General features: G+C 72.1%; 28 protein-coding genes. 19 read left to right on the top strand and 9 right to left on the bottom strand.

The window, feature by feature from the left end:
• From PVK37_RS00615 to PVK37_RS00575, 9 genes are all read left to right on the top strand, one after another.
• Positions 1–231, top strand: a complete 231-nt coding sequence (locus PVK37_RS00615; protein WP_275031711.1) for an ATP synthase F0 subunit C — start codon at positions 1–3, stop codon at positions 229–231.
• Between the two features lie 27 nt (positions 232–258).
• Entirely contained in the window at positions 259–801 is a 543-nt protein-coding gene (locus PVK37_RS00610) for a F0F1 ATP synthase subunit B (RefSeq protein ID WP_275031710.1), read from the top strand.
• Positions 801–1,622 (top strand): F0F1 ATP synthase subunit delta, encoded by an 822-nt coding sequence (locus tag PVK37_RS00605; protein WP_275031709.1) that lies wholly within the window; start codon positions 801–803, stop codon positions 1,620–1,622. The genes PVK37_RS00610 and PVK37_RS00605 overlap by 1 nt, the downstream gene beginning before the upstream one ends.
• Positions 1,623–1,715: 93 nt before the next feature.
• The gene (gene atpA / locus PVK37_RS00600; RefSeq protein ID WP_275031708.1) at positions 1,716–3,359 is read left to right on the top strand and encodes a F0F1 ATP synthase subunit alpha; all 1,644 of its coding nucleotides are present in this window, start codon (positions 1,716–1,718) and stop codon (positions 3,357–3,359) included.
• Between the two features lie 9 nt (positions 3,360–3,368).
• Complete coding sequence (locus tag PVK37_RS00595) at positions 3,369–4,298, top strand: F0F1 ATP synthase subunit gamma (RefSeq protein ID WP_275031707.1); 930 nt, start codon at positions 3,369–3,371, stop codon at positions 4,296–4,298.
• Complete coding sequence (gene atpD / locus PVK37_RS00590) at positions 4,298–5,755, top strand: F0F1 ATP synthase subunit beta (RefSeq protein WP_275031706.1); 1,458 nt, start codon at positions 4,298–4,300, stop codon at positions 5,753–5,755. The genes PVK37_RS00595 and atpD overlap by 1 nt, the downstream gene beginning before the upstream one ends.
• A 287-nt stretch (positions 5,756–6,042) precedes the next feature.
• On the top strand, positions 6,043–7,185 hold the full coding sequence (locus PVK37_RS00585; RefSeq protein WP_275031705.1) for an LCP family protein: 1,143 nt from the start codon (positions 6,043–6,045) through the stop codon (positions 7,183–7,185).
• Between the two features lie 90 nt (positions 7,186–7,275).
• Complete coding sequence (locus PVK37_RS00580) at positions 7,276–7,557, top strand: F0F1 ATP synthase subunit epsilon (protein ID WP_275031704.1); 282 nt, start codon at positions 7,276–7,278, stop codon at positions 7,555–7,557.
• 12 nt (positions 7,558–7,569) lie between these two features.
• Entirely contained in the window at positions 7,570–8,022 is a 453-nt protein-coding gene (locus PVK37_RS00575) for a DUF2550 domain-containing protein (protein WP_275031703.1), read from the top strand.
• Between the two features lie 168 nt (positions 8,023–8,190).
• On the opposite strand, the gene PVK37_RS00570 is transcribed toward PVK37_RS00575, so the two are convergent.
• Positions 8,191–8,559 carry a VOC family protein gene (locus PVK37_RS00570; RefSeq protein WP_275031702.1) on the bottom strand — a complete coding sequence of 123 codons (369 nt, stop codon included), beginning with the start codon at positions 8,557–8,559 and terminating at the stop codon, positions 8,191–8,193.
• Between the two features lie 47 nt (positions 8,560–8,606).
• Positions 8,607–9,179, bottom strand: coding sequence for a cob(I)yrinic acid a,c-diamide adenosyltransferase (locus PVK37_RS00565; protein WP_275031701.1), 573 nt, complete (start codon positions 9,177–9,179; stop codon positions 8,607–8,609).
• On the opposite strand from PVK37_RS00565, the gene murA reads away from it, so the two are divergent.
• A complete protein-coding gene (gene murA, locus PVK37_RS00560) occupies positions 9,178–10,632 on the top strand; it encodes a UDP-N-acetylglucosamine 1-carboxyvinyltransferase (RefSeq protein ID WP_275031700.1) in 1,455 nt (484 codons plus the stop codon). The two genes, PVK37_RS00565 and murA, sit on opposite strands and share 2 nt — an antisense overlap.
• Before the next feature lie 196 nt (positions 10,633–10,828).
• On the top strand, positions 10,829–11,677 hold the full coding sequence (locus PVK37_RS00555; RefSeq protein WP_275031699.1) for a 3-hydroxyacyl-CoA dehydrogenase family protein: 849 nt from the start codon (positions 10,829–10,831) through the stop codon (positions 11,675–11,677).
• 43 nt (positions 11,678–11,720) lie between these two features.
• On the opposite strand, the gene PVK37_RS00550 is transcribed toward PVK37_RS00555, so the two are convergent.
• The 4 genes from PVK37_RS00550 to PVK37_RS00535 all read right to left on the bottom strand — a co-directional run bounded on the left by PVK37_RS00550 (position 11,721) and on the right by PVK37_RS00535 (position 14,882).
• Positions 11,721–12,569: an ABC transporter permease gene (locus PVK37_RS00550; protein WP_275031698.1), complete on the bottom strand. Its 849-nt coding sequence runs from the start codon at positions 12,567–12,569 to the stop codon at positions 11,721–11,723.
• A complete protein-coding gene (locus PVK37_RS00545; protein WP_275031697.1) occupies positions 12,566–13,414 on the bottom strand; it encodes an ABC transporter ATP-binding protein in 849 nt (282 codons plus the stop codon). Before PVK37_RS00545 ends, PVK37_RS00550 begins: the two co-directional genes overlap by 4 nt.
• Positions 13,415–13,610: 196 nt before the next feature.
• Positions 13,611–13,898, bottom strand: a complete 288-nt coding sequence (locus PVK37_RS00540; protein ID WP_275031695.1) for a DUF1540 domain-containing protein — start codon at positions 13,896–13,898, stop codon at positions 13,611–13,613.
• A 42-nt stretch (positions 13,899–13,940) separates the two neighbouring features.
• Positions 13,941–14,882, bottom strand: a complete 942-nt coding sequence (locus PVK37_RS00535; protein WP_275031693.1) for a polysaccharide deacetylase family protein — start codon at positions 14,880–14,882, stop codon at positions 13,941–13,943.
• 428 nt (positions 14,883–15,310) lie between these two features.
• Between PVK37_RS00535 and PVK37_RS00530 the strand changes: the two genes are divergently transcribed.
• Positions 15,311–15,898 (top strand): hypothetical protein, encoded by a 588-nt coding sequence (locus PVK37_RS00530; RefSeq protein ID WP_275035166.1) that lies wholly within the window; start codon positions 15,311–15,313, stop codon positions 15,896–15,898.
• Positions 15,899–15,974: 76 nt separating this feature from the next.
• Here the strand turns inward: PVK37_RS00530 and PVK37_RS00525 are convergent, their stop codons facing one another.
• On the bottom strand, positions 15,975–16,577 hold the full coding sequence (locus PVK37_RS00525; protein WP_275031692.1) for a DUF4126 domain-containing protein: 603 nt from the start codon (positions 16,575–16,577) through the stop codon (positions 15,975–15,977).
• A 71-nt stretch (positions 16,578–16,648) separates the two neighbouring features.
• Between PVK37_RS00525 and nucS the strand changes: the two genes are divergently transcribed.
• Complete coding sequence (gene nucS / locus PVK37_RS00520; protein WP_275031691.1) at positions 16,649–17,308, top strand: endonuclease NucS; 660 nt, start codon at positions 16,649–16,651, stop codon at positions 17,306–17,308.
• Between the two features lie 86 nt (positions 17,309–17,394).
• Here the strand turns inward: nucS and PVK37_RS00515 are convergent, their stop codons facing one another.
• Entirely contained in the window at positions 17,395–18,891 is a 1,497-nt protein-coding gene (locus PVK37_RS00515; protein ID WP_275031690.1) for an aldehyde dehydrogenase family protein, read from the bottom strand.
• Between the two features lie 353 nt (positions 18,892–19,244).
• Here PVK37_RS00515 and PVK37_RS00510 point away from each other — a divergent pair, with 353 nt between their 5' ends.
• From PVK37_RS00510 to PVK37_RS00485, 6 genes are all read left to right on the top strand, one after another.
• Positions 19,245–19,676, top strand: a complete 432-nt coding sequence (locus PVK37_RS00510) for an FHA domain-containing protein (protein ID WP_275031689.1) — start codon at positions 19,245–19,247, stop codon at positions 19,674–19,676.
• A 42-nt stretch (positions 19,677–19,718) separates the two neighbouring features.
• A complete protein-coding gene (locus tag PVK37_RS00505; RefSeq protein ID WP_275031688.1) occupies positions 19,719–21,509 on the top strand; it encodes a 3-hydroxyacyl-CoA dehydrogenase family protein in 1,791 nt (596 codons plus the stop codon).
• Between the two features lie 40 nt (positions 21,510–21,549).
• Positions 21,550–22,044, top strand: coding sequence for a SigE family RNA polymerase sigma factor (locus PVK37_RS00500; protein ID WP_275031687.1), 495 nt, complete (start codon positions 21,550–21,552; stop codon positions 22,042–22,044).
• Positions 22,041–23,078 carry a hypothetical protein gene (locus tag PVK37_RS00495; protein WP_275031686.1) on the top strand — a complete coding sequence of 346 codons (1,038 nt, stop codon included), beginning with the start codon at positions 22,041–22,043 and terminating at the stop codon, positions 23,076–23,078. The genes PVK37_RS00500 and PVK37_RS00495 overlap by 4 nt, the downstream gene beginning before the upstream one ends.
• Before the next feature lie 27 nt (positions 23,079–23,105).
• Positions 23,106–23,432, top strand: a complete 327-nt coding sequence (locus tag PVK37_RS00490; RefSeq protein ID WP_423790977.1) for a hypothetical protein — start codon at positions 23,106–23,108, stop codon at positions 23,430–23,432.
• A gap of 132 nt (positions 23,433–23,564) precedes the next feature.
• Positions 23,565–24,365, top strand: coding sequence for an alpha/beta hydrolase (locus PVK37_RS00485; RefSeq protein ID WP_275031685.1), 801 nt, complete (start codon positions 23,565–23,567; stop codon positions 24,363–24,365).
• Between the two features lie 134 nt (positions 24,366–24,499).
• On the opposite strand, the gene bla is transcribed toward PVK37_RS00485, so the two are convergent.
• Positions 24,500–25,468, bottom strand: coding sequence for a class A beta-lactamase (gene bla, locus PVK37_RS00480; RefSeq protein ID WP_275031684.1), 969 nt, complete (start codon positions 25,466–25,468; stop codon positions 24,500–24,502).
• Between the last annotated feature and the right edge of the window lie 13 nt (positions 25,469–25,481).

Genomic DNA, 25,481 nt, shown 5'->3' with positions numbered 1-25,481 from the left:
ATGTACCTCGCCGAAGTAGTGGGCAGCACCGCCGCCATCGGCTACGGCCTCGCCGCCATCGGCCCGGGTATCGGCGTCGGCCTGGTCTTCGCCGCCTACATCCAGTCGACCGCCCGCCAGCCGGAGTCGTCCCGGATGACCCTGCCCTACGTCTGGATCGGCTTCGCGGTCATCGAGGCCCTCGCGCTGCTGGGCATCGCCTTCGGCTTCATCTGGGCCGGCCAGCTCTAAATCGGCCCCTCGACCGGGAGGTATCCCATGTACCACCTGCTCGCCGCCGAGGGTGGTGAGTCGACCCACAACCCGATCGTCCCGCTCTGGCAGGAGCTGGTCGTCGGTACGGTCGCCTTCGCCGTGCTCTGCTTCGTGTTGATGAAGTTCGTCTTCCCGCGCATGGAGCAGACGTTCCAGGCCCGGGTCGACGCGATCGAGGGTGGCATCAAGCGTGCCGAGGCCGCGCAGGCCGAGGCGAACCAGCTGCTCGAGCAGTACCGTGCGCAGCTCGCCGAGGCGCGCACCGACGCCGCCAAGATCCGGGACGACGCCCGGGCCGACGCGGAGGGCATCCGCCAGGACATCCTCGCCAAGGCGCGGGAGGAGTCCGACCGGATCATCGCGGCGGGCAAGGAGCAGCTCGCCGCCGAGCGGGCCACCATCGTGCGTGAGCTGCGGACCGAGGTCGGCACCATCGCGGTCGACCTGGCCAGCAAGATCGTCGGGGAGTCGCTGGCCGACGAGGCCCGCCGCAAGGGCACCGTCGACCGGTTCCTCAACGACCTCGAGAGCACGGGAGCCCGTTGATGCAGGCCGCCAGCCGGGAGTCGTACCAGGCCGCGAACGAGCGGCTGACGACGTACGCGCGCGGCGCGCAGCCGGCCGCCGTGGCCGCCACCGCGGACGAGCTGCTCGCCGTGGCCGGTCTGCTGCGGCGGGAGCCCCGGCTGCGCCGGGCGCTGTCCGAGCCGGCGCGGACCGGCGCGGACCGGGCCGGTCTGCTCGGCGACATGCTGCGCGGCAAGGTCGGCGCGGACGCGCTCGACCTGCTCGCCGCGCTGGTCTCCGGCCGGTGGTCGGCTCCGTCGGAGCTGCTCGACGGTGCCGAGCGGCTCGGGGTGGAGGCGCTGCTGGCCAGCGCCGAAGCCGCCGGTGACCTGGGCGAGGTGGAGGACGAGCTGTTCCGCTTCGGGCAGCTCGTGGCCGGGCAGCCGGAGCTGTCCACCGCGCTGACCGACCCGACGGCTCCGGCCGAGCAGCGGGCCAGCCTGGCCCGGGACCTGCTCGCCGGCAAGGCCCGCCCGGTCACCGTCCGCCTCGTCGAGGTGGCGCTGAGCGGGTTCGGCGGGCGCTCCTTCACCGGTGCGCTCACCCGGCTGGTCGAGCTGGTCGCGGACCGGCGGGACCGGCAGGTCGCGTACGTGACCGTGGCGGCCCCGTTGACCGACGAGGAGGAGGGCCGACTGGCCGCCCGCCTCGCCGCGATCTACGGTCGGGAGGTTTCCGTCAAGCAGCTGGTGGACCCCGAGATCCTCGGTGGTGTCAGTGTCCGGGTCGGTTCCGACCTGTACGACGGCACCGTGCTGCGCCGCCTGAACGAGACCCGCAACGCGCTCGCGAAGCGCTGACCCGCTTCACCGCTGCGCGCCCTGAATGACAGACGCCATTCGGACCGGTCGGTACTAGGTATCCCGGGCCCCTGATACTTAAGGAAGCAGAGGATGGCCGAGCTGACCATCTCGACGGAGGAGATCCGCGGCGCCCTGGAGCGCTACGTCTCCTCCTACTCGCCCGACGTCTCCCGCGAGGAGGTCGGCACCGTCTCCGACACCGGTGACGGTATCGCCCACGTCGAGGGGCTCCCCTCGACCATGACCAACGAGCTCCTGGAGTTCGAGGACGGCACGCTCGGTGTGGCGCTGAACCTCGACGTCCGCGAGATCGGTGTCGTCGTCCTGGGTGACTCCGCCAAGCTGGAGGAGGGGCAGCGCGTCAAGCGCACCGGCCGGGTGCTCTCGGTGCCGGTCGGCGACGCCTTCCTCGGCCGCGTGGTCAACGCGCTCGGCCAGCCGATCGACGGCCTGGGCGACATCGCCAACGAGGGGTTCCGCGAGCTGGAGCTCCAGGCCCCGAACGTGATGTCCCGGCAGTCGGTGGACGAGCCGCTGCAGACCGGTATCAAGGCCGTCGACGCGATGACCCCGGTCGGTCGGGGCCAGCGTCAGCTGATCATCGGTGACCGGAAGACCGGCAAGACCACGGTCGCCCTGGACACCATCCTCAACCAGCGGGACAACTGGCGCTCCGGCGACCCGAAGAAGCAGGTCCGCTGCATCTACGTCGCCATCGGCCAGAAGGCCTCCACGATCGCCTCGATCAAGGGCATCCTGGAGGAGGCGGGCGCGCTGGAGTACACCACCATCGTCGCCTCCCCGGCCTCCGACCCGGCCGGCTTCAAGTACCTCGCCCCGTACACCGGCTCGTCCATCGGGCAGCACTGGATGTACGGCGGCAAGCACGTCCTGATCGTCTTCGACGACCTGAGCAAGCAGGCCGAGGCGTACCGCGCCGTGTCGCTGCTGCTGCGTCGCCCGCCGGGCCGTGAGGCGTACCCGGGTGACGTCTTCTACCTGCACTCCCGGCTGCTGGAGCGTTGCGCGAAGCTCTCCGACGAGCTGGGCGGCGGCTCGATGACCGGTCTGCCGATCATCGAGACCAAGGCCAACGACATCTCGGCCTTCATCCCGACCAACGTCATCTCCATCACCGACGGCCAGATCTTCCTGGAGACCGACCTGTTCAACCAGGGCGTCCGGCCGGCCATCAACGTCGGTACCTCGGTCTCCCGGGTCGGTGGCGCCGCGCAGGTGAAGCCGATGAAGAAGGTCGCCGGTTCGCTGCGGCTGAACCTGGCGCAGTACCGCGAGCTGGAGGCGTTCGCCGCCTTCGCCTCCGACCTGGACCGGGCCTCCCGGGCCCAGCTGGAGCGCGGCTCCCGCCTGGTCGAGCTGCTCAAGCAGCCGAACTACTCGCCGTACCCGGTGCAGGAGCAGGTCGTCTCGGTCTGGGCCGGCACCGAGGGCAAGCTGGACGACATCCCGGTCGGCGAGGTCCGTCGCTTCGAGTCGGAGTTCCTCCAGTACCTGCGCCACCGGCACGAGGGTGTGCTCGCCGCGATCGCCGACAACAAGTGGGACGACGAGATCATCGGCTCCCTCGACGCGGCGATCAGCGAGTTCAAGCAGTCCTTCCTCGGCAAGGCCGACGAGCCCCGGATCAACGAGGCCCCGGCCGCCCCGCTGGAGGGTGAGGAGAACCGCGAGACGGTCACCCGCTACCGCGGCGACGACGCCGAGAAGCAGTAGGGCTGACTCATGGCGGCCCAGGTACGCGTTCTTCGTCAACGCATTCGCTCGGCGAAGGGGATGAAGAAGATCACCAAGGCGATGGAGCTCGTGGCGACGAGCCGCATCGCCAAGGCCCAGGCCCGGGTGGAGGCGTCCCTGCCGTACGCCCAGGCCATCACCGGCGTGCTCACCGCGCTGGCGTCCAACGCGCGGATCGACCACCCGCTGCTCACCGCGCGCCCGCAGGTGCGGCGGGCCGGTGTGCTGCTGGTCACCGCAGACCGGGGGCTGGCCGGTGGTTACAGCTCCAACGCGATCAAGACGGCGGAGTCGCTGATCGCCCGGCTGAAGGCCGAGGGCAAGGAGCCCGTGCTCTACGTCATCGGCCGCAAGGGCGTCAGCTTCTACAAGTTCCGTAACCGGCCGATCGAGGCGAGCTGGACGGGCTTCTCGGAGCAGCCGGACTTCGCCTCCGCCCGCGAGGTGGGCGAGACGCTGATCAAGGCGTTCTCGGCCGGCGCGGACGACACCGACGGTGGGTCCGGCCCGGACGGCGTCCTCGGCATCGACGAGCTGCACATCGTCTTCACCGAGTTCAAGTCCCTGATGACCCAGATCCCGGTGGCAAAGATCATCGGCCCGATGCAGATCGAGGACCGTCCGCGGTCCGAGGGTCTGCTGCCGGCCTACGAGTTCGAGCCGGAGGCAGAGACGCTGCTCGACGCGTTGCTGCCGCGGTACATCAACACGCGGATCTACGCGGCGTTGCTGGAGTCGGCGGCGAGTGAGTCGGCGGCCCGGCGGCGGGCGATGAAGAGCGCCACGGACAACGCCGAAGAGATGATCGAGAAGTACACGCGTGAGATGAACTCGGCCCGTCAGGCCGGGATCACCCAGGAGATCAGCGAGATCGTCGGCGGCGCGAACGCGCTGGCCGCGTCGGGAAGTGAAGTGTGATGACTGTATCCGCAGTTGCTGGTGGACCAGCTGAGACCAAGACGGCCACGGGTCGCGTGGTCCGGGTCATCGGCCCGGTCGTCGACGCCGAGTTCCCGCGCGACGCCATGCCGGCCCTGTTCAACGCCCTGCACGTCGACGTGACGCTCTCCGGCGGCGAGAAGACGCTGACCCTGGAGGTCGCCCAGCACCTGGGTGACAACATGGTCCGCGCCATCTCGATGCAGCCGACCGACGGTCTGGTCCGTGGCGCCGGGGTGCGCGACACCGGCTCGCCGATCCGGGTGCCGGTGGGCGACACGGTCAAGGGCCGGGTGTTCAACGCCATCGGCGAGTGCCTCAACCTCGCCGAGGGCGAGACGCTCACCCCGGACGACCACTGGGGTATCCACCGCAAGGCCCCGGCCTTCGCGGACCTGGAGCCGAAGACCGAGATGCTGGAGACCGGCATCAAGGTCATCGACCTGCTCGCCCCGTACGTCAAGGGTGGCAAGATCGGCCTGTTCGGCGGCGCGGGCGTGGGCAAGACGGTGCTCATCCAGGAGATGATCACCCGGGTGGCCCGGAACTTCGGTGGTACCTCGGTCTTCGCCGGCGTGGGTGAGCGCACCCGTGAGGGCAACGACCTGATCGCCGAGATGACCGAGTCCGGCGTCATCGACAAGACCGCGCTGGTCTACGGCCAGATGGACGAGCCGCCGGGCACCCGGCTGCGGGTCGCCCTCTCCGCGCTGACCATGGCGGAGTACTTCCGCGACGTGAAGAAGCAGGAGGTGCTGCTCTTCATCGACAACATCTTCCGCTTCACCCAGGCCGGTTCCGAGGTGTCCACCCTGCTGGGCCGGATGCCGAGCGCGGTGGGTTACCAGCCGACCCTGGCCGACGAGATGGGCGAGCTCCAGGAGCGGATCACCTCGGTCCGGGGCCAGGCCATCACCTCGCTCCAGGCGATCTACGTGCCGGCGGACGACTACACCGACCCCGCTCCGGCCACCACGTTCGCCCACCTCGACGCGACCACCAACCTGGAGCGGTCGATCTCCGACAAGGGCATCTACCCGGCGGTGGACCCGCTGGCGTCCTCGTCCCGGATCCTCGCCCCGGAGTTCGTCGGCGCCGAGCACTTCGCGGTGGCGACCGAGGTCAAGCGGATCCTCCAGAAGTACAAGGACCTCCAGGACATCATCGCCATCCTCGGTATCGAGGAGCTCTCCGAGGAGGACAAGCTCACCGTCGGCCGGGCCCGGCGGATCGAGCGGTTCCTGTCGCAGAACACCTACGCCGCCGAGCAGTTCACCGGCGTGCCGGGCTCGACGGTCCCGATCAAGGAGACCATCGAGGCGTTCAAGAAGATCGCCGAGGGTGAGTACGATCACTTCCCCGAGCAGGCGTTCTTCATGTGCGGCGGCCTGGACGACCTGGAGCGTAAGGCTGCGGAGCTGATGAAGGAGGACTGACCCACCGGTCAGTACTGACCTTTCGGTCAGCTTTGTCCGAGGCCGTCCCGGTTCCTGCCGGGGCGGCCTCGGTCGTGTGTGGCGGAAGGGTCCGTTGGGTACGGAAGACAGCACGCGGCGGTGTCGTCGCCCAGCGTGTCGGCTTGACAACCCCACGTTGGTCGATGCGACAGTGGCCGTCGCGGCGAGGTACCGTCGATCCGCAACATTCACACGTTGAGCGTTGACCTACTGCAGTGATCCGGTGGCGTGCGCCCGTCTCCTCTTCGTGGGCGTGCTGAATGGAGATGCTCGTGGCTCGGAGCGGTAAGCGGGAGGCCAAACGGTCCGTGTGGGCCGGCGTGCCCCGGTGGGCACGGGTCTGCACGGTGTTCGGCACGGTGCTGCTGCTGCTCAGTGGCGCGGTGCTGGTGGGTTACGAGGCGCTGCTGTCCCGGTACGAGGGCTCGGTCGGCAAGGGCGACCTGTTCGGCGACAACGCGGCCGGTGCGCAGGAGCGGCGCAGCGACATCAAGGGCCCGTTGAACATCCTGCTGGTCGGTGTGGACCCGCGCAAACCGACCGACGCCCCGCTCGCCGACTCGATCATGATCATGCACGTGCCGGCGGAACTGGACCGGGCCTACCTGTTCTCGATGCCCCGGGACCTGCGGGTCGAGATCCCGGCGTTCACCAAGAGCGGGTACGACGGCGGCACCGACAAGCTCAACGCCGCGATGTCGTACGGCAGCCGGGTGCCGGGGCGCAACCCGGACGCGAACACCGGCTTCGAGCTGCTCGCCAAGACCATCCAGCAGGAGACCGGCATCAAGCGCTTCGACGCCGGGGCGATCATCAACTTCAGCGGCTTCAAGAAGATCGTCGACGCGATGGGCGGCGTCGAGATGTACATCGAGCGGGAGGTGCGCTCCGAGCACCGCGAGCCGGACGGCACCCACCGCGAACTCCGTCCCGGCGGCGGTGGCTACCTCGGACCCCAGGCGGTCTACCCGAAGGGCACCCAGAAGCTGGAGGGCTGGCAGGCGCTGGACTACGTCCGGCAGCGGTACCCGAAGAACGGTGTCCCGGACGGCGACTACGGCCGGCAGCGCCACCAGCAGCAGTTCGTCAAGGCGATGGTGAGCCAGGCGTTCAGCGCCGACGTGGTGACCAACCCGATCAAGCTGGACCGGGTGCTGCGGGCCGCCGGGGAGTCGCTGGTCTTCAGCGGGCGCGGCAACAGCATCGCCGACTTCGCCTTCGCCCTGAAGGACCTCCGACCGGACGGCATCCAACTGGTCAAGCTGCCGGCCGAGGGGATCGGCACCGGATCGGCGTACCGGGGGGAGCGGTTCCTGCCCGAGGCGGACGACTTCTTCGCCTCGCTGCACAACGGGACGGTCGACGCGTTCATGCTCGAACACCCCGACTTCCAGAACAAGACCAAGTAGGGCGTGTCGTAGCTCTCGACACCCGCGTTAGGGAGTCATGAGGCGCGCGACTAGACTTTCGGCAACCAGCCGCCGCAGCAAGGAGACAGCGTGGCACAGCAGCTTCACGTCGAGCTCGTAGCCGTCGAGGAGAAGGTCTGGTCCGGTGAGGCCGAGATGGTCGTCGCCCGGACGACCGAGGGCGAGCTGGGTGTGCTGCCGGGGCACGCGCCGCTGCTCGGCCAGCTCGCCGAGCCCGGCCAGGTCCGGATCAAGCTGCCCGGTGGCGAGCAGGTCTCGTACGAGGTCGCCGGCGGCTTCCTCTCGGTGAGCGCCGGGGGCGTCACCGTACTCGCCGAGAACGCCACCCCGGTCACCGCTCAGGGCCACTGAGCCGACCCGCCGATGGAGATCGTGGAAGGGATCGGAATCGGCATCGCCGTCCTGATCGCGGCGGTCTTCGTCCTCTTCCTCCGGCGGGCGCTGGTCACCCGCACCGGTGGCATCCGGCTCAACGTCCGGGTCACCACCCTGCTCGACGGCCGGGGCTGGTCACCCGGCTTCGGCCGGTTCTCCGGTGACGAGCTGCGCTGGTACCGCATGTTCAGCTTCGCCATCCGTCCCAAACGGGTGCTCTCCCGGGAGACTCTGCTGGTCCGGCGGCGGCGGCTTCCCGAGGGGCAGGAACGCTTCTCCATGCCGGCCGACTGGGTGATCCTGAGCTGTACCAGCCAGCAGACCCCGATCGAGATCGCCATGGCGAAATCCACGGTCACCGGATTCCTCTCCTGGCTCGAGGCCGCCCCACCCGGGGCGGTCTCGCCGCGTCTGGCCCCCCAGGACTGGCCCGCCGCCTGACGTCCCGGCGGCTCGGCCTGTCCCGGCGGCCCGACCCGGTGTCCCCGGCGCACACCCGCCCGGCGCGCCTGGCGTCCGGCACTGCGACCTACCCCAGGCCCGGCGCGCCTGGCGTCCGGCGCTTCTCGCGCCCCGGGCCCGGCACTCCGGCCGGCCCCGGCGGTCCGCTCAGCGGCTGTCGGCGACCAGCTCGACCTCGTACCCCTGGCCGTCGGCCAGGTAGCCGGCGTAGCTGCCGGGGCCTCCGGCGTACGGATGCCGGTCGGCGAAGAGCAGTGACCAACCGTGTGCCGGCGCGTCCGCGACCAGCCGGTCCACGGCGGCCGGCGGGCCGGCGTGGAAGGCGAGATGGTTCAGGCCGGGCGCGAGCCGGTCGTGCCGCCCGCCCCGCAGCGCCGGTGACTGCTCCAGCACCAGGTAGGTGCCGCCGAGCCGCCAGGACCGGCCGGCCGGCCAGTCCTGGAACGGCGTCCAGCCCAGTTCCCCGAGGAGCCAGCCCCAACCACGGATGGCGGCGGCCAGATCGGGTACCCACACCTCGACGTGGTGCAGGCTCCCGGACACCGGGCGCGTCAGGTGGTCGCTCAGCGGTTACCGCCCGGAACCCATAGCACATCCCCGTCCGGATTGGCCGTTCTTGAGAGGATAAAGAGCAGATCGGAGAGCCGGTTGAGATACTTGGCCGGAAGGACGCTGGTGCGTTCCGGATCGTGGCCGACCAGGGCCCACGCCGTCCGCTCGGCGCGTCGGGCGATGGTCCGGGCCACGTGCAGCAACGCCGCGCCGGCGGTGCCGCCGGGAAGGATGAAGGAGTCCAGCTTGCCCAGGCGCGCGTTGAACTGGTCGCACCAGCCCTCGAGCCGCTCCACGTACCCCTCGGTCACCCGCAGCGGGGGGTACTCCGGCTCCGGTTCCACCGGCGTGGACAGGTCGGCGCCCACGTCGAACAGGTCGTTCTGGATCGCGGCCAGTACCGCCCGCAGCTCCTCGTCGAGCTGGCCCAGTGCCAGCGCCACCCCGATCGCGGCGTTGCACTCGTCGACGTCGGCGTACGCGGCGATCCGGGGATCGGTCTTCGGCACCTGCTCGTTGTTGCTCAGCCTGGTCGTGCCGGCGTCGCCGGCCCTGGTGTAGATGCGCGTGAGGTGGACGGCCATGACGCACAGCCTACGGATACCTGACCTGGACCTGCCAGATCGACCGGGCGGGGCGGCCCGGTCGACGGCCACCCACCCGGTCGGGGTGGGGCCCGGGGACGCCGGGGACCTGGCGGTCAACGAGATCGACGTCATCCGGGTCCGGGGCGCGGCCCGGTTGGCCGGCACGGTGCACGTGGTGGGGGCGAAGAACTCGGCGCTCAAGCTGATGGCCGCCGCGCTGCTCGCCCCCGGCCGGAGCGTGATCACCAACGTGCCCCGGATCACCGACATCGCCATCATGGGCGAGGTGCTGCGCCGGTTGGGCTGCCAGGTACGGTTCGACGCCGACCAGCCGGTCGACCCGATGGCCGCCCGGGGCGGGACGGCCCGCTCCCGGTCGGTCACCATCGACGTCCCCGACCGGCCCGGTGCCGAGGCCGACTACGACCTGGTCCGCCGGCTGCGCGCGTCGATCTGCGTACTCGGCCCGCTGCTGGCCCGCCGGGGGTACGTGCGGGTCGCGCACCCCGGTGGGGACGCGATCGGCTCCCGGGGGCTGGACATGCACATCGCCGGGCTCACCCGGATGGGGGCGGAGATCTCCGGCGAGCACGGCTTCGTCGTCGCCGCCGCCCCGCACGGGCTGCACGGGGCCGAGATCGTGCTGGAGTTCCCCAGCGTCGGCGCGACCGAGAACCTGGTGATGGCGGCGGTGCTGGCCCGGGGCGTCACCCGGATCGAGAACGCCGCCCGCGAGCCGGAGATCGTCGACATCTGCTCGATGCTGATCCGGATGGGCGCGCGGATCTCCGGGGAGGGCACCTCGACCATCGTGATCGAGGGCGTGCCCGAACTCCGGCCGGTGCGGCACGCCACCGTGGGGGACCGGATCGTCGCCGGTACCTGGGCCTTCGGCGCGGCGATGACCAGGGGGGACGTCACGGTCACCGGGGCCAGCCCGGCGTTCCTGGAGGTCGCGCTGGACAAGCTGGTCTCGGCCGGCGCGCTGGTCGAGACCAGCGGCGACACCTTCCGGGTACGCGTCGACGACCGGCCACGGGCGGTGGACGTGGTCACCCTGCCGTACCCGGGCTTCGCCACCGACCTGCTGCCGATGGCGATCGGCCTCGCCGCCGTCAGTGACGGGGCCTCGCTGATCACCGAGAACATCTTCGACGGTCGGTTCATGTTCGCCAACGAGATGATGCGGCTCGGCGCGGACATCAAGACCGACGGCCACCACGCGGTGGTACGCGGCCGGGACCGGCTCTCCGGTGCGCCGGTACGCGCCACCGACATCCGGGCCGGCGCCGGGCTGATCATCGCCGGGCTCTGTGCCGACGGGGCGACCGAGGTCTCGCACGTGCACCACGTGGACCGGGGCTACCCCGACTTCGTGGCCGACCTGCGTGCCCTCGGGGTCGGGGTGGAACGCGGCCGGGCCCCGGAGGAGCCCCAGCTCACCATCTGACGCCCTGCCCCGCCCCGCCCCGCCCCGGCCCGGCCCGCCCTCGCCTGGCCCCGGCCTTGCCCTGGCAGCCGGCCCGGCTCACCTCGCCCGCCCGGCCGCCGGGCGGACGGTGGCCCCGCCCGGCCTTAACCTTCGCTAAGGACTCCCCACTAGGGTGCGGGGGAGAGCAGTCAACACCAGGCGAGGGAGAAAGCAGATGGCGGGTCGACTCGCGGTCGTCGGGGCCGGGCTGATGGGATCGGGTATCGCCCAGGTGGCAGCTCAGGCCGGCTGGCAGGTGACCCTGCGGGACCTGGACGACGCGGCCACCGGGCGGGGCGTCGCCGGCATCCGGAAGTCGTTGGAGAAGTTCGCCGAGAAGGGCCGGATCGAGGCGTCCGAGGTCGAGGCGACGCTGGGCCGGATCACCCCGACCACCGACCTGGAGGCCGCCGCCGACGCGGACATCGTGGTCGAGGCCGTCTTCGAGCGGCTGGAGGTCAAGCACGAGGTGTTCCGCGCGCTGGACAAGATCTGCAGGGCCGACGCGGTGCTCGCCACCAACACCTCGGCCATCCCGGTCACCCAGATCGCCGCGGTGACCGGCCGGCCCGAGTCGGTCGTCGGTACCCACTTCTTCTCGCCGGTGCCGATGATGAAGCTCTGCGAGCTGGTCCGTGGCTACAAGACCAGCGACGCGACGCTGGCGACCGTGCGGGCGTTCGCCGAGGAGATCGGCAAGACGGTGGTGGTGGTCAACCGGGACATCGCCGGCTTCGTCACCACCCGGCTGATCTCCGCGCTGGTGGTCGAGGCGGTCAAGCTGGTCGAGGCGGGGGTGGTCTCGGCCGAGGACCTGGACACCGCCTGCCGGCTCGGCTTCGGGCACGCCATGGGCCCGCTGGCCACCACCGACCTGACCGGCGTGGACGTGCTGCTGCACGCCTCGAAGAACATCTACACCGACACCGCCGACGAGAAGTTCTTCCCGCCGGAGCTGCTCCAGCGCATGGCCGCCGCCGGTGACCTGGGACGCAAGACCGGCAAGGGCTTCTACACGTACTGAGGGACGGCGGGCCCTCCGACGCCGGAGGGCCCGCCCGCACGCCTCAGCCGTCGCGGCGGGTGGTCCAGCGGAAGGTGGTCAGGCAGAGCACCAGGCCGATCACACACCAGGCGGCGAGGACCAGGGCGACCCGGTCGAGTTCGAAGGAGCCGCCGGGCTCGCGGGTGCCGAAGCTCTCCGGCAGGAACACCGAGCGCAGCCCCTGGCACATCCACTTGAGCGGGAACAGGGCGGCGACCTGCTGCATCCAGCTCGGCAGGTTGGTGAAGACGAAGAAGACGCCGGAGATGAACTGGAGCACCAGGGCGACCGGGGTGACCACCGCCGAGCCGCTGCGGGCGGTACGGGCCAGCGACGAGATCGCGATGCCGCAGAGCGTGCAGGCGGTGACGCCGAGGACGGACACCCAGGCGAAGGTGAGCCACTTGCCGGCGCTGCCCGGCAGTTCCAGGTCGAACAGGGCGACCGAGACGGCGAGCAGCAGCGCGGTCTCGGCGATGCCGATCACCACCACCATGATCACTTTTCCGGCGAACCACACCCACTTCGGCATCGGGGTGCCCCGGTAGCGCTTGAGCACGCCCCGGTCCCGCTCGATCGGGATCCAGATGCCCAGGTTCTGGAAGCTCACCGTCATCAGCCCGGCGGCGATCATGCCGGTGATGAAGTACTGCGTGTAGCTGACCCCGGGGGCGATCTCGTCGCTGAAGATCGCGGCGAAGATCAGGATCATGATGATCGGGAAGCCCATGGTGAAGACCACGGACTCCCGGCTGCGCAGGAACTGGGTCAGCTCCAGCCGACCCTGGCGCAGCCCGAGGGCGACCGGGCCCCTCCGGCGGGTCCGGGTCGGGGCGGCGGGGGACGCCGCCGGCTTGGCGGTGGTGGTCATGCTTGTCCGATCATCCGCAGGTAGATGTCTTCCAGGGTGGGCCGGGTCACGGTCAGGCCGGGCACCTCGCCGCCGAAGCGCGCGGCCAGCTCGGCCACCAGCGCCGTCGGCGTCGCGCTCGCCGCGCTCTCCACCCGCCCGTCCGGGGTACGCCAGGAGACCGTCGCCACCGCCTCCTGCCGGTTACCCAGCTCGGCCGGGGGAGCCACCTCGACCAGCCGGCCGGCGGCGATCACCCCGACCCGGTCGGCGAGCGCCTCCGCCTCGTCCAGGTAGTGCGTGGTGAGCAGGATGGTGGTGCCGGCGGCGCTGAGGTCCCGGATCAGCTCCCAGAACTCGCGGCGGGCCTCCGGGTCGAAGCCGGTGGTCGGCTCGTCCAGGAAGAGCAGCTCGGGACGGCCGATGATGCCGAGCGCCACGTCCAGGCGACGCTTCTGCCCGCCGGAGAGGGTGTGCGTACGGGCCTTCGCCTTGCCGCCGAGCCCGACCCGCTCGATCACCTTGACCGGGTCGTCGGCGTCCGGGTAGAAGGCGGAGAAGTGCCCGACCACCTCGCTGACGGTCAGCTCGTCGAACTCGCCGGTGCCCTGGAGCACGATGCCGACCCGGGCCCGCCAGTTCGGGGTCGGGTGGGCCGGGTCGGTGCCGAGGACCCGTACCTCGCCGGCGTCGCGCTGCCGGTACCCCTCCAGGATCTCCACCGTGGTGGTCTTGCCCGCGCCGTTCGGGCCGAGCAGCGCGAACACCTCGCCGCGCCGGACGGCCAGGTCCACGCCGGCCACCGCGACGTTGTCGCCGTACGCCTTGCGCAGCCCCCGGACGGAGATCGCCAGCTCGTCATCCATACCGTCAAGTGTGCGGCCTGGTCGGGAGCCGTCGCCCGGCGGGGCGAGGCAGCCGTACCCGGCCGCCTCCGGCGGGTGCCGGGCGGGCGGTGAGCGGCCGGCCCAGGTCGGGGCGGGTGGCCGGGCCGGCCGTGCCAGGCAGGCGGGCGGTGAGCGGCCGGGCCGGGTCGTGCCGGACGGCCGTGGGTGGGTCGGCTCAGGCCGGCGCGTAGGTCAGGCAGTCGGCGGACTGCTCGCCGACCCGGATACCCGGGGCGTGGCACTCCAGCTCGGAGTTGTGCCGGCAGTCGTGCCGCTGGCACGCGCCCACCTGCGCGACCATCATCTCCATCCCGCCCCGGACCGGCATCTCGACGAAGGTGTGGCAGCGGGCGTGGTCGCTGCTGCCCACGGTGATGGCGAACGCGTGGCACCCGTTCTTGTTGTACGAGCACCGGGTGACGGTGCACTCCTCGACCCGGGGCATTTCGATCGCGCTGGTCATGCCGGCCTCCTCTGATCGTTATGACCAGATATTAGGCTTTTGTTACTGCGTGGACTCCGATTCCGCCTGATCGTCCCCGTCCCGGAGGACCTCGGACAGCGTGGCCGGCACCAGACCCCGCTCGGCCAACCCGGCGAGGATGTGCGGCAGCGCCTCGTCGGTCATCGGGGCGTTCGCCTCGGTCACGTGCATGACGATCACCGAACCCGGCTTCACCTTGCTGAGCACCGCGTCGACGATCGGCCGCCACGCCTCGGCGAACGGGTCCCCGCTGACCACGTCCCCGTCGACCACCGTCGCGCCGAGCGGCGCCAGCGCCGCCAGCGCCGGGCCGTCGTGACAGAGCCCCGGGAAGCGGAAGTACCGGGTCTGCCGCCCCCCGTACGCCTCCACCAGCTCGAACGTCCGCTCGACGTCCCGGGTCATCTCGTTCCGGGCGATCCGGGGCAGGCCGTAGCAGTCCGCGGTGAACGCCAGATGGCCGTAGGTGTGGTTGGCCAGTTCGAACCGGGGGTTGCCGGCGAGCCGCCGGGTGAGGTCGGGGTACCGCTCGACCCACTTGCCGGTGAGGAAGAAGGTGGCCGCCAACTGCTCCCGTTCCAGCAGGTCGATGATCCGCAGGTTCGCGTACGACCGCACCTGCCCGGTACGCAACTGGTAGAGCATCCCGTCGGTCATGTCCGCGTCGAAGGTGAGCGCCACCTTGTTGCCGGTCCGGGGGCCGTGGTCGACCACCGGCGGTACGCTGCCCGGCCGGGTCGCGCCCGGTATCCGCCCGGCTGCGTCATCCGTTCCGGGCGGGGCGTCCGGTGCGGTGGACACGTCCGCTCCCGGCGTCCGGGGGGCCGGCCCGGTGGGCGCCCGGGTGACCCAGGCACCCGCCTCGGTCGACCCCGGGGGGTCGGTCCAACTGACGACGACGAGCCCGGTGGCGGCGGCCAGGGCGAAACCGAGCAGGAGAACGCGGATCTTCTTCGCGGACACCGGGAGATGATCCCAGTGACCGCCGTGGGCCGGATCCCACCGAACGGCTGAATTCGCACCGATTCGCCCGACGCCGCCGGTGAAGTTGGCGTCGGCGGCGGCCAGGGCCGGGACGGCTGCCCGACGGTGTCCGGTTGGAGGGCAGGTGTCCGGTTTCCGGGGTTCGGCCGGGGTGGAATGTGGGCCGGGGGTGGGTGGTTACATCTCCCGGACGGCCGAGGAGGAGCCCTGGTGGGCCGGGCCTGGATCCGGGATGCGGGTCGGGTCGGTGGAATGCCGGTGGCCGCCCGGTGGTTGTACATGGTTCGGCGCGGTGAGCCAGGCTCCCGGCCGACCCCCTGATCTTTGTTTCGGCGTGCGTGCCCTGCCCCCGCAGGTGTGTGCGTGCGTTCCCCCGTGTGGATTGGAGTTCCCCCATGAACACGATCATGAGCACGACGCTGCTGCGGAAGACGGTTCTGGGTGTCGCCGGTCTGGCGTTCGCCGGTGGTGTGGTGGCCGGTCCGGTCGCCGGTGCGGTGGACGCGGCTCCGGCTCATGCCGCGCCGGTGGCGGTGCAGGCGGACAAGCCGGACACCGGCAAGCTGCTGCCCCACGGCACGCCGGGCGGCCAGTCGAGCATCCCGCTGAACGCCGAGCAGACCGCCAACGCCAAGGCCATCGTCAAGGCCACCAAGAAGGCCGGCATGGACGAGCGGGCCGCCGTGGTCGCCATCGCGACCAGCCTGCAGGAGTCGAAGCTGGAGAACCTGGGTCACCTCGGTGACCGCAACGACCACGACTCGCAGGGCCTGTTCCAGCAGCGTCCGTCCAGTGGTTGGGGCACGGTCGAGCAGATCACCGACCCCGAGTACTCCACGACCGCGTTCCTGAAGGGCCTGAAGCAGGTCGACGGCTGGCAGGACATGCCGCTGACCCAGGCCGCGCAGAAGGTCCAGGTGTCCGCCTACCCGGACCACTACGCGCAGTGGGAGAAGCAGGCCGCTGACCTGGTCGCCGCACACTGGAACAGCTGAGTCACCAACGGGCCGGTACCCGCAACGGGTACCGGCCCGTTCGGCTGCCCACCGGGTCCGTCAGCGATGGGGCCCGTCAGTGATGGACCGGGCGGCGGGCGCGGCGGCGGTCGGCGCGGCGGCGCAGGAACCAGAAGACGAACAGCACCAGCCCCAGCAGGAAGACCAGCACCAGCACCGGAAGCAGGATCGCCACCACCGACATCGCCACGCTGGTGGCGTCCTCGGCGGTGCTGGCGACGGGCGCGCCGACACCCGCCGTGGTGGCGTTGATGACCGGTCGGGCGGCCGACTTCAACAGGTGCACCCCCAGCGCGATCACCACGCCCACCACGACCGGCACCCAGTCGCTGGACGAGAAGAACTGCCCCGGGTCGTCGACCGTGACGGTCTCCGAGCTGGCCCCGGCCCCGAAGGCCAGCCCGCCGGCCGTCGGCCGGACCACCGTCTGCACCATGTCGTTGACGTGGTCGACCACCGGCACCTTGTCCGCGACCACCTCCACCGCGAGCAGTACGGCCAGGATCGCGACGACCCACCCGTCACCGAGCCACTGCCACCCGGCCGGCAGGCTGATCACGTCGGTGTAGCGCGCGAGCAGACCCACGGTCAGCAACGGGATGTAGGCGTTCAGGCCGGCCGAGGCGGCCAGACCGGTACCGGTGAGGACTTCGAACACCCGTTCAGGATCGCACCGGCGCGCCAGCGGTGCTCGGTGGCGACCGCCGCCGGCTCCGCTACCCTCGTCGGGTGCGTCTGGTGATTGCGAAGTGCTCGGTGGACTATGTCGGACGGCTCTCGGCTCACCTGCCGCCGGCCACCCGGCTGTTGATGGTGAAGGCGGACGGGTCGGTGTCGATCCACGCCGACGACCGGGCGTACAAGCCGTTGAACTGGATGAGCCCGCCCTGCCGGCTGGAGGAGGCGCCCGGGGTGTGGCGGGTGGTCAACAAGGCCGGCGAGGAGCTGCGGATCACCCTGGAGGAGGTCTTCCAGGACACCTCGTACGAGCTGGGTGTCGACCCGGGCCTGCGCAAGGACGGGGTCGAGGCACACCTGCAGGAGCTGCTCGCCGCCAACCCGGAGACCCTCGGCGACGGGTACACCCTGATCCGCCGGGAGTACATGACCGCGATCGGGCCGGTGGACCTGCTCTGCCGGGACGCCACCCAGGGCACCGTCGCGGTCGAGGTGAAGCGACGCGGCGAGATCGACGGGGTCGAGCAGCTCACCCGGTACCTCGAACTGCTCAACCGGGATCCGCTGCTGGCCCCGGTGGCCGGGGTGTTCGCCGCCCAGGAGATCAAGCCGCAGGCCCGGGTGCTCGCCACCGACCGGGGTATCCGCTGCGTGGTGGTCGACTACGACCGGCTGCGCGGCATCGAGCGCAACGAACTCACCCTGTTCTGAGCCGGCGCGGCGCCCCGAGCCCTGTTCTGAGCCGGCCGGCGCGGCGGGCCCTGTCCCGGGCCAGCCGGCGGGTCGGGCCGGGAACGTCAGCGGCCGTACAGCACCTTGATCGCCTTGACCAGCCGGGCGACGTCCTTCGGCGTCCGCTCGAAGGTCATCGAGGGCAGCAGGGACGGGCCGCGCCGCCGGGTGACCGCCTTGGGTCGGCCGAACTCGCGCAGGCCGTCCTCGCCGTGGATCCGGCCGAAGCCCGACTCGCCGACCCCACCGAACGGCAGCGTCGACATGCCGGCGAAGGTGAGCGTGGAGTTGATCGAGGCCATCCCGGAGCGCAGCCGCCGCGCGACCGACGCCGCCCGACGCCGCCCGAAGACCGCACCACCCAGCCCGTACGGGACGGCGTTGGCGCGGGCCACCGCCTCGTCGGCGTCGCGCACCCGGTTGATCGTCAGCGTCGGACCGAAGGTCTCCTCCCGGACGGCGGCCGACTCCTCCGGCACGTCCACCAGCACGGTCGGGTGCACGTACGGCGGCGCGACGGCGTCCGGGCCACCGAGCACCGCCCGGCCGCCCCGGGCCACCGCGTCGTCGATGTGCCGGCGGATCACGTCGACCTGCGACGGCATGGTGATCGGGCCGATGTCCGCCCCGTCGGCCCCGACGGTCAGCCGGCCGGCCCGCTCCACCACCTTCGCCACGAACGCGTCGAAGACCGGCTCGACCGCGTAGACCCGCTCGATGCCGATGCAGGTCTGCCCGGCGTTGGTCAGCCCGCCCCAGACCGCCGCCTCGGCCGCCGCGTCCAGGTCGGCGTCACTGTCGACGATCATGGCGTCCTTGCCGCCCGCCTCCAGCAGCACCGGGGTGAGCGACTCGGCGCAGGCGGCCATCACCTTCTTCGCGGTGGCGGTCGAGCCGGTGAACGCCAGCTTGTCCACCCCGGACCGGCACAGCGCCGCGCCCACGTCGCCGAGCCCGTGCACGGCGGTGAACACCGGCTGCTCGTCGACCACCTCGGCGAAACTGTCCACCAGCCACTGTCCGGCCACCGGGGTGTACTCGCTCGGCTTGAACACCACCGCGTTCCCGGCGGCCAGCGCGTACGCGGCCGAACCGACCGGGGTGAAGACGGGATAGTTCCACGGGCCGATCACCCCGACCACACCGTACGGCTGGTACTCCAGGTGGCCGGAGAACTCGGCGAGGATCAGCCGGGACCGGACCCGGCGCGGCCCGAGCACCCGCGCGGCGTTACGGGCCGCCCAGTCGATGTGCTCGATCGCGGTGACCACCTCGACGACCGCGTCGGCGACCGGCTTGCCGCCCTCGGCGTGGATCAGCTCGGCGAGCTGCTCGACGCGCTGGGCGAGCAGCGCCCGCCAGCGCAGCAGCCGGGCCCGGCGACCGTCGAAGCCGAGCCCCGCCCACCAGTCACCGGCCGTCCGGGCCCGCTGCACCGCGGCGCGTACGTCGGCGGTGGCGGCCACCGGCAGGCGACCCACCTCGTCGCCGGTCGCCGGGCTGGTCGAGACCAGGTGGCCGCCGTCGACGACCGGGGTGCCCGGGGCGTTCGCTACCGTCATGGCGGGAAGTCTAGACCTGGGGTTTACCGGCCGGTAGGGTCACGTTCTGCGAGTGCTGCTACAGCGCAGCGTGTTCGCCTCCGTCGATGGTCGTTCCCGGGTGTACCGGGAACGGGGGTTCCCGGCCGGCCCGGCATGGTGCCGGCCCCGATCGGTGTGTGCCTCGGCCGAGGTCCGCCGAATCGGTGAACGTGAGTTAACCGGCCGTTGACGACGAGTTGACCGGCCGGTGGTGGGAGCGATGGCCGATCGGTGGCAGGCTGACGCGGCGGGGACCGGTGGGGTGGAGGGGCGGACTGTCCATGGAGGAACACCCGGAACTGCTGCCAGTGCTGACGGTGGCAGGTGGAGCGATGCGCGGGGCCCGCTTCCGGCTACGGGCCGGGGCGCTGGTCGTCGGCCGTGCGCCGACCGCGGACATCGTCCTCGACGACCCGCATCTGAGCCGCCGGCACGCGGTGGTCCGACTGGCCGGCGACGTGGTGACCCTGAACGACCTGGGTTCCACCAACGGCACCTGGCTGAACGACCGCCGGATCAGTGACCTCGAGCCGCTCACCGACGGCGACGTCATCCGGATCGGCCGTACCGAGTTGCGGTTCTTCGACCCCGGCGTGGCCCGGACCGACCCGGTCGGGCTCACCTTCGGGGTGATCCGCCGGCACCAGCGGCCCACCCTGCCGCTGCCGGTCGCGTCACCCCCGGCGGACCGCGTCCCGGCGGAGGTGGTCGTCCGGCCCTCGGCCGTCCGGCGGCACGTGGCAGACTCGCGCGTAGAACCTTAGCGGCCGTTCAGGTGCGGTCCGCGAGCGATGGGGAGGCCGGTCGTGGCGCGTGAGTTCACCAGCGTGGGCGTCGTGGGGTTGGGCACCATGGGTGCCGGCATCGTGGAGGTCTTCGCCCGTAACGGCGTCGACGTCGTCGCGGTCGAGATCACCGCTGACGCCCTCGAACGCGGTCGCCGGACCCTGACCGGCTCGACGGACCGGGCGGTGGCGCGGGGCAAGCTCGCCCCCGCCGACCGGGACGCGCTGCTGGAACGGGTGCACTTCGCCGTCGGGCTGGACGCCCTGCACACGGTCGACCTGGTGATCGAGGCGGTGCCCGAGCGTCTCGACCTCAAGCGGCGGCTCTTCGCCGACCTGGACCGGATCTGCCGGCCCGACGCCATCCTCGCCACCAACACCTCGTCGCTCAGCGTGACCGAGATCTCGGTCGCCACCCGGCGGCCCGGCCAGGTGGTCGGCATCCACTTCTTCAACCCGGCCCCGGTCATGAAGCTGGTCGAGGTGATCCGGACGGTGGTCACCGCGCCCGAGGTGGTGGCCGACGTGGAGGCCCTGTGCGCCCGGCTCGGCAAGGTCGCCGTGACCATCGGTGACCGGGCCGGCTTCATCGCCAACGCGCTGCTCTTCGGCTACCTCAACCAGGCCGTCGAGATGCTGGAGTCGGGCTACGCCAGCCGGGAGGACATCGACACGGCGATGAAGCTCGGCGGTGGCCTGCCGATGGGTCCGCTGACGCTGCTGGACCTGATCGGCATGGACACCGCGTACGAGATCCTCGACACGATGTACCGCCGGGGCGGCCGGAACCGCCGGCACGCGCCGGTGCCGCTGATCCGGCAGATGGTCACCGCCGGGCTGCTCGGCCGCAAGTCCGGCCGGGGCTTCTACACCTACGAACGGCCCGGCTCGGGCAAGGTCGTCCCGGACGACCGGACGCCGGTGGCGACCGGCCCGGTGGACACCGACGGCGGACTGGCCGTCGCCACGGTCGGTGTGGTCGGCTCCGGCCCGCTGGCCACCGGCATCGTCGAGGTCTTCGCCCGGGCCGGCTACCAGGTCGTCGCCGTCACGCCCGGCGCGGAACCGTCCACCGGGGGGCCGGAGGCGCTGGCCGCCTCGCTCGACGCGGCTGTGGCGGCCGGCCCGCTCACCGGGACGGACCGGGACGCCGCGCTCGGCCGGATCACCTGGGCGACCGCGCTCGACCAGCTCGCCGACGTGGATCTGGTGGTCGAGGCGGTGGCCGGGGACCTGACCGTCAAGCAGGCGCTCCTCGCCGACCTGGACGGGATCTGCAAGCCCGGCGTGCTGCTCGCGACCACCAGCTCGTCCCTGCCGGTGATCGAGCTGGCGATGGCCACCCAGCGCCCGGCCGACGTGGTCGGGCTGCACTTCTTCCACCCGGCCCCGGCGGTGCCGCTGGTGGAGATCGTCCGGACCGTCCGCACCGCGCCGGAGGCCGTCGCCACCGCCCGCGCGGTCGTCGCCCGGCTCGGCCACACCGGCGTGGTCTGCGGTGACCGCGCCGGGCTCCTGGTTGACGCGCTGATCTTCCCGTACCTCAACGACGCGGTGAAGATGCTGGAGGCGAGCTACTCGACCGTGGACGGCATCGACCACGCGATGAAGCTGGGCTGTGCCTACCCGACCGGCCCGTTCGAGCTGCTCGACACGGTCGGGCTGGACGTCGCGTCGACCATCCAGCGCCAGCTGTACCGCGAGTCGCGGGAACCGGGCCTGGCGCCCGCGCCGCTGCTGGAGCAACTGGTCACCGCCGGCCACCTCGGCCGCCGTACCGGCCGGGGCTTCCGCGACCACACCACCCGCTGAGGTCGTCAACAGCCGCCGCCCCCGACCTCGTCTGGAGGACGTGACCTTCGAGGAGTACGTCAGCAGCCGCGGGCCGGCACTGGTCCGGCTGGCCCGGCTGCTGACCGGGGACGAGCACCGGGCCGAGGACCTCACCCAGGACGTGCTGTCCCGGGCGTACCTGCGCTGGCGGCGGATCGCCCGGACCGACCGGCCCGACGTCTACGTCCGGCGGATGCTGGTCAACGCCAACACGTCCTGGTGGCGTCGACGGTCCAGCCGGGAACTGGCGGTGGCCGGCTTCGCCGACCGGCCGTACCCCGGTGACCTCGGGACCGAGACGGCCGAACGGGACGAGATGTGGCGGCTGGTCCAGGCCCTGCCCGACCGCCAACGCGCGGTGCTGGTGCTGCGCTACTACGAGGACCTCGACGACGCGACCATCGCGCAGATCCTGGACTGCTCCCCGGTCACCGTCCGCACCCACGCCATGCGGGCGCTCACCCACCTGCGGGCGCGTTACGGCGTCCCCTCCACCAACGGGAGCCGGCCATGACCGATCTCGACGAACGGATCACCCGGGTACTGCGGGAGCACGCCGACACCCCGGTCGACGTCGCCCGCCTCACCAGCGGGGCAGTGGCCCGGGGCCGGCAGCGCCGTCGGCGGCTTACCGCCGTGGGGGTCGCCGCCCTGGCCCTGGTGGCGCTGCTCGGCCCCGGCGTACTCCCCGCCGGGTTGCCGGCGTTGCGGTGGCCGGGTGCCGGCCCGGCCGCCCCCACGGTCGCCCCGCCCCCGGTGGTGGGGTCGTCCGGCGCGAGCGCCCGGCCCGATCTGGTCGGTACCGACCCGACGGTGCTGCACTTCGGCGTCGACTCCAGCCGGGCCCGCTACCTCGGCTGGCGGTCCGGCCTCGGGGTGGAGAGCGCCCGGCTGACCCTCGACGGCGGGCGGCAGGCCGTCTTCGACCTGGGCCGTACCCCCGCCGACGTGGAGGAGTCGTTCCACGACGGGATGATCTACGACGCCGCCCCGGTGACCGGGGCGGACTTCGACGGCGAGGTGGTGCGGCTGCCGCCGGCCGGGCCGGGCGGTGACCCCGGCTGGGTGCGGCGCTGGCAGCCGGTGCCCGGCCTGTACGCCCGGGTGCTGACCGTCGGGCCCGACGACCGCGCGCTGCGGCAGACCGTCGACGCGGTACGCCTCGACGCGGTGGTCCGGTGCGCGACACCGCTGCGGCTGACCGCGCTGCCGGCCGGTGCCACCGTGGCCGGCTGCCTGGTCAACGCGATCGGGTTCCCGGACGCGCTGGACACGTCCGTCGTGGTCACCCGTCCCGGCGGGGGCAGGCTGGAGATCCGTCTCGAACACCTCCGGGACTTCCCGGGGCACCGGAGCCGGGGGAACCGGACCGTCGACGGGCGTCCCGCCCTGGCCGGGGGCGGCGAGCTGAGGCTGCTGGACGTCCCCGGGGGACACCTGACGGCCCGGTTTGGCGCGGGGTACCAGGGGTTCACCGAGGACGACGCGGCGACCGTCCTGGCCGGGGTGCGGCTCGCGCCGGACCTGGCCGAGCCGTCGAGCTGGTGACGGCCGCCCGCCCGTACGCTGGAAAGCGTGAGCCCCCGTCGCAACCGACCCCGCCGCGATGAGCCCGCCCAGTTCGACCCGGACCGGTCCCGGTACGGCCTGCCCACGGTCGAGCAGTGGCGGGACGGCGAGTGGCAGGTACGCGGCATCAGCGGGGGAGCGTCGGCCAAGACGTACCGCTGCCCCGGCTGCGACCAGGAGATCCGCCCCGGGGTGCCGCACCTGGTGGCCTGGCCGGCGGACGGGCGGGGCGACCTGACCGACCGCCGGCACTGGCACAACGGCTGCTGGCGGGCCCGGGACCGACGGGGGCCGGTGGTACAGCGCGGGCGCGGCGCCCCCCGACACGGCTGACCCCGCTCGGGGGCGGTGCCCGGCGGCGACCCGCGGTGCCGGCTCGGGCTGGTGCGGTGCCGGCGGCGATCTGCGTCACCCTTGTGCCGGGCCGAGCCGGCGTACCGGCCGGTCAGGCGGGACACTGGAGGGGTGAGCACCCCGATCCGTGCCTCCTCGATCCTGCCCGGTCGCCGCGAGGACATCGAACTGCACACCGCCGACGGTCTGACCCTGGTGGGTGAGCTGGCCCGCCCGCTCGACCGGGAGCCGGTCGCCACGCTGGTCTGCCTGCACCCGCTGCCCACGCACGGCGGGATGATGGACAGCCACGTGCTCCGCAAGGCGGCCTGGCGGCTGCCGGCCCTGGCCGACCTGGCGGTGCTGCGGTTCAACACCCGGGGCACCAGCAGCGTGCGGGGCACCAGCGGCGGGGAGTTCGACAACGCGGTCGGCGAGCGGTACGACGTCGCCGCCGCCATCGAGTACGCCGAGTTCGCCGAACTGCCGGACATCTGGCTGCTCGGCTGGTCCTTCGGCACCGACCTGACCCTGAGGTACGGCTGCGACCCGGCCGTCGCCGGGGCCATCCTGCTGTCCCCGCCACTGCGCTACTCCAACCCCGACGACCTGGCGGTCTGGGCGCGCAACGGCAAGCCGCTCACCGCGCTGGTCCCCGAGTTCGACGACTACCTGCGCCCGGACGAGGCCCGGGAACGGTTCGCGGCGGTGCCGCAGGCCGAGGTGGTCGGGGTGCCCGGGGCGAAACACCTCTGGGTCGGCGACGCGGAGACCGTCCTCGACGAGGTGGTGCGGCGGGTGAACCCGGCCGTCCCGGTGCCCCTGCCGACCACCTGGGACGGCCCGATGGAGACCGGGGACGTCAGCGCGTACGCCGACCGGACGGTGGCCTCCTTCGCCGACCGCCCGGTGCCCGGCCCGTCCGTCGACTGACCGCGCCGGCTGATCCCCCGGTTGTGGTTGATGCGCTGATGTGGCCCAGGCCACCGGGTGGCCGGCTACGAGGGCCTGACGGAGGAGGAGTTCTCTCCGCTGACCGTCACCGGGGAGGGACCCCGTCGGCCCCGTCAGCGGCGGAGGGCGGCCACGGTGACCTGCGCCGCCGCTGCGATCAGGGCGTCGTCGTGCTTCGCGTCCTTGGCGTCCCGGCTCGACATGACCGCCAGCACGATGGGCGCGCCGTCGGGCGGCCAGAGCACGGCGATGTCGTTGCGGGTGCCGTAGCCGCCCGAGCCGGTCTTGTCGCCGACCGTCCAGCCGGCCGGGACGCCGGCCCGGATCAGCTTGTCGCCGGTGGTGTTGCCCCGGAGCCAACCGGTCAGCACCGCCCGGTCCCCGGCGTCGAGCGCGTCACCGAGCACGTACGCCCGCAGGTCGGTGGCGAGCGCCCGGGGGGTGCTGGTGTCCCGCTCGTCACTGGGGGTGGCCTCGTTCAGGTCGGTCTCCGTCCGGGCCGGCTTCGTCGTCGTGTCACCGATGGCCCGCAGGTGCCCCGCGAAGCCGGCCGGTCCGCCGAGCTGCTTCAGCAGCAGGTTGGCGGCGGTGTTGTCGCTGTAGCGCACCGCCGCGTCGGCGAGGTCCCGCAGCGACATCCCGTCCGCCACGTGCCGCCCGGTGACCGGCGAGTGCGCCACCAGGTCGGCCCGGGTGTACCGGACCACGCGGTCGAGCTCGGCGGTCGTGGTGGCGTCCAGCAGGGCTCCGGCGAGCAGGGCCTTGAACGTGGAGGCGTACGCGAAACGCTCGTCGGCCCGGTGCCCGACCGTCGCGCCGGAACCGGTGTCGACGGCGTGGACGCCCAGCCGTGCGCCGAACCGGTCCTCGAGGGCGGCGAACCCCGGATCCGTCGTCGGCGCCGGCCCGGACCCGCCGGCGGACGGCGGCCCGGCCGTATCGTCGGGAGCCGATCCGGCCGTGCCGGTCGGGGACGGCCGGGTCCGCTCGGACGTGCCGTCGGCGGCGCAGGCGGTCACACTGAGGAGCCCGGCCACGACGGTCGCCACCGCCGCGAGCCGGGCCCGGGTCATCTGCCGCATACGAAGAGTATCG

It is taken from the genome of Micromonospora cathayae, assembly GCF_028993575.1.
Lineage (GTDB): Bacteria > Actinomycetota > Actinomycetes > Mycobacteriales > Micromonosporaceae > Micromonospora > Micromonospora cathayae.
This window is presented reverse-complemented; position numbering and strand designations above follow the sequence as displayed.

Coding starts and splice junctions, on each gene's coding strand:
- PVK37_RS00595 (WP_275031707.1), top strand. CDS start 3,369: ATGGCGGCCCAGGTACGCGTTCTTCGTCAACGCATTCGCTCGGCGAAG.
- atpD (WP_275031706.1), top strand. CDS start 4,298: ATGACTGTATCCGCAGTTGCTGGTGGACCAGCTGAGACCAAGACGGCC.
- PVK37_RS00510 (WP_275031689.1), top strand. CDS start 19,245: ATGCGCGGGGCCCGCTTCCGGCTACGGGCCGGGGCGCTGGTCGTCGGC.
- PVK37_RS00515 (WP_275031690.1), bottom strand. CDS start 18,891: ATGACGGTAGCGAACGCCCCGGGCACCCCGGTCGTCGACGGCGGCCAC.
- PVK37_RS00530 (WP_275035166.1), top strand. CDS start 15,311: ATGAGCACGACGCTGCTGCGGAAGACGGTTCTGGGTGTCGCCGGTCTG.
- PVK37_RS00605 (WP_275031709.1), top strand. CDS start 801: ATGCAGGCCGCCAGCCGGGAGTCGTACCAGGCCGCGAACGAGCGGCTG.
- bla (WP_275031684.1), bottom strand. CDS start 25,468: ATGCGGCAGATGACCCGGGCCCGGCTCGCGGCGGTGGCGACCGTCGTG.
- PVK37_RS00565 (WP_275031701.1), bottom strand. CDS start 9,179: ATGGCCGTCCACCTCACGCGCATCTACACCAGGGCCGGCGACGCCGGC.
- PVK37_RS00585 (WP_275031705.1), top strand. CDS start 6,043: ATGCTCGTGGCTCGGAGCGGTAAGCGGGAGGCCAAACGGTCCGTGTGG.
- PVK37_RS00550 (WP_275031698.1), bottom strand. CDS start 12,569: ATGACCACCACCGCCAAGCCGGCGGCGTCCCCCGCCGCCCCGACCCGG.
- PVK37_RS00610 (WP_275031710.1), top strand. CDS start 259: ATGTACCACCTGCTCGCCGCCGAGGGTGGTGAGTCGACCCACAACCCG.
- PVK37_RS00555 (WP_275031699.1), top strand. CDS start 10,829: ATGGCGGGTCGACTCGCGGTCGTCGGGGCCGGGCTGATGGGATCGGGT.
- PVK37_RS00495 (WP_275031686.1), top strand. CDS start 22,041: ATGACCGATCTCGACGAACGGATCACCCGGGTACTGCGGGAGCACGCC.
- PVK37_RS00615 (WP_275031711.1), top strand. CDS start 1: ATGTACCTCGCCGAAGTAGTGGGCAGCACCGCCGCCATCGGCTACGGC.
- PVK37_RS00545 (WP_275031697.1), bottom strand. CDS start 13,414: ATGGATGACGAGCTGGCGATCTCCGTCCGGGGGCTGCGCAAGGCGTAC.
- atpA (WP_275031708.1), top strand. CDS start 1,716: ATGGCCGAGCTGACCATCTCGACGGAGGAGATCCGCGGCGCCCTGGAG.
- PVK37_RS00575 (WP_275031703.1), top strand. CDS start 7,570: ATGGAGATCGTGGAAGGGATCGGAATCGGCATCGCCGTCCTGATCGCG.
- PVK37_RS00540 (WP_275031695.1), bottom strand. CDS start 13,898: ATGACCAGCGCGATCGAAATGCCCCGGGTCGAGGAGTGCACCGTCACC.
- murA (WP_275031700.1), top strand. CDS start 9,178: ATGACGCACAGCCTACGGATACCTGACCTGGACCTGCCAGATCGACCG.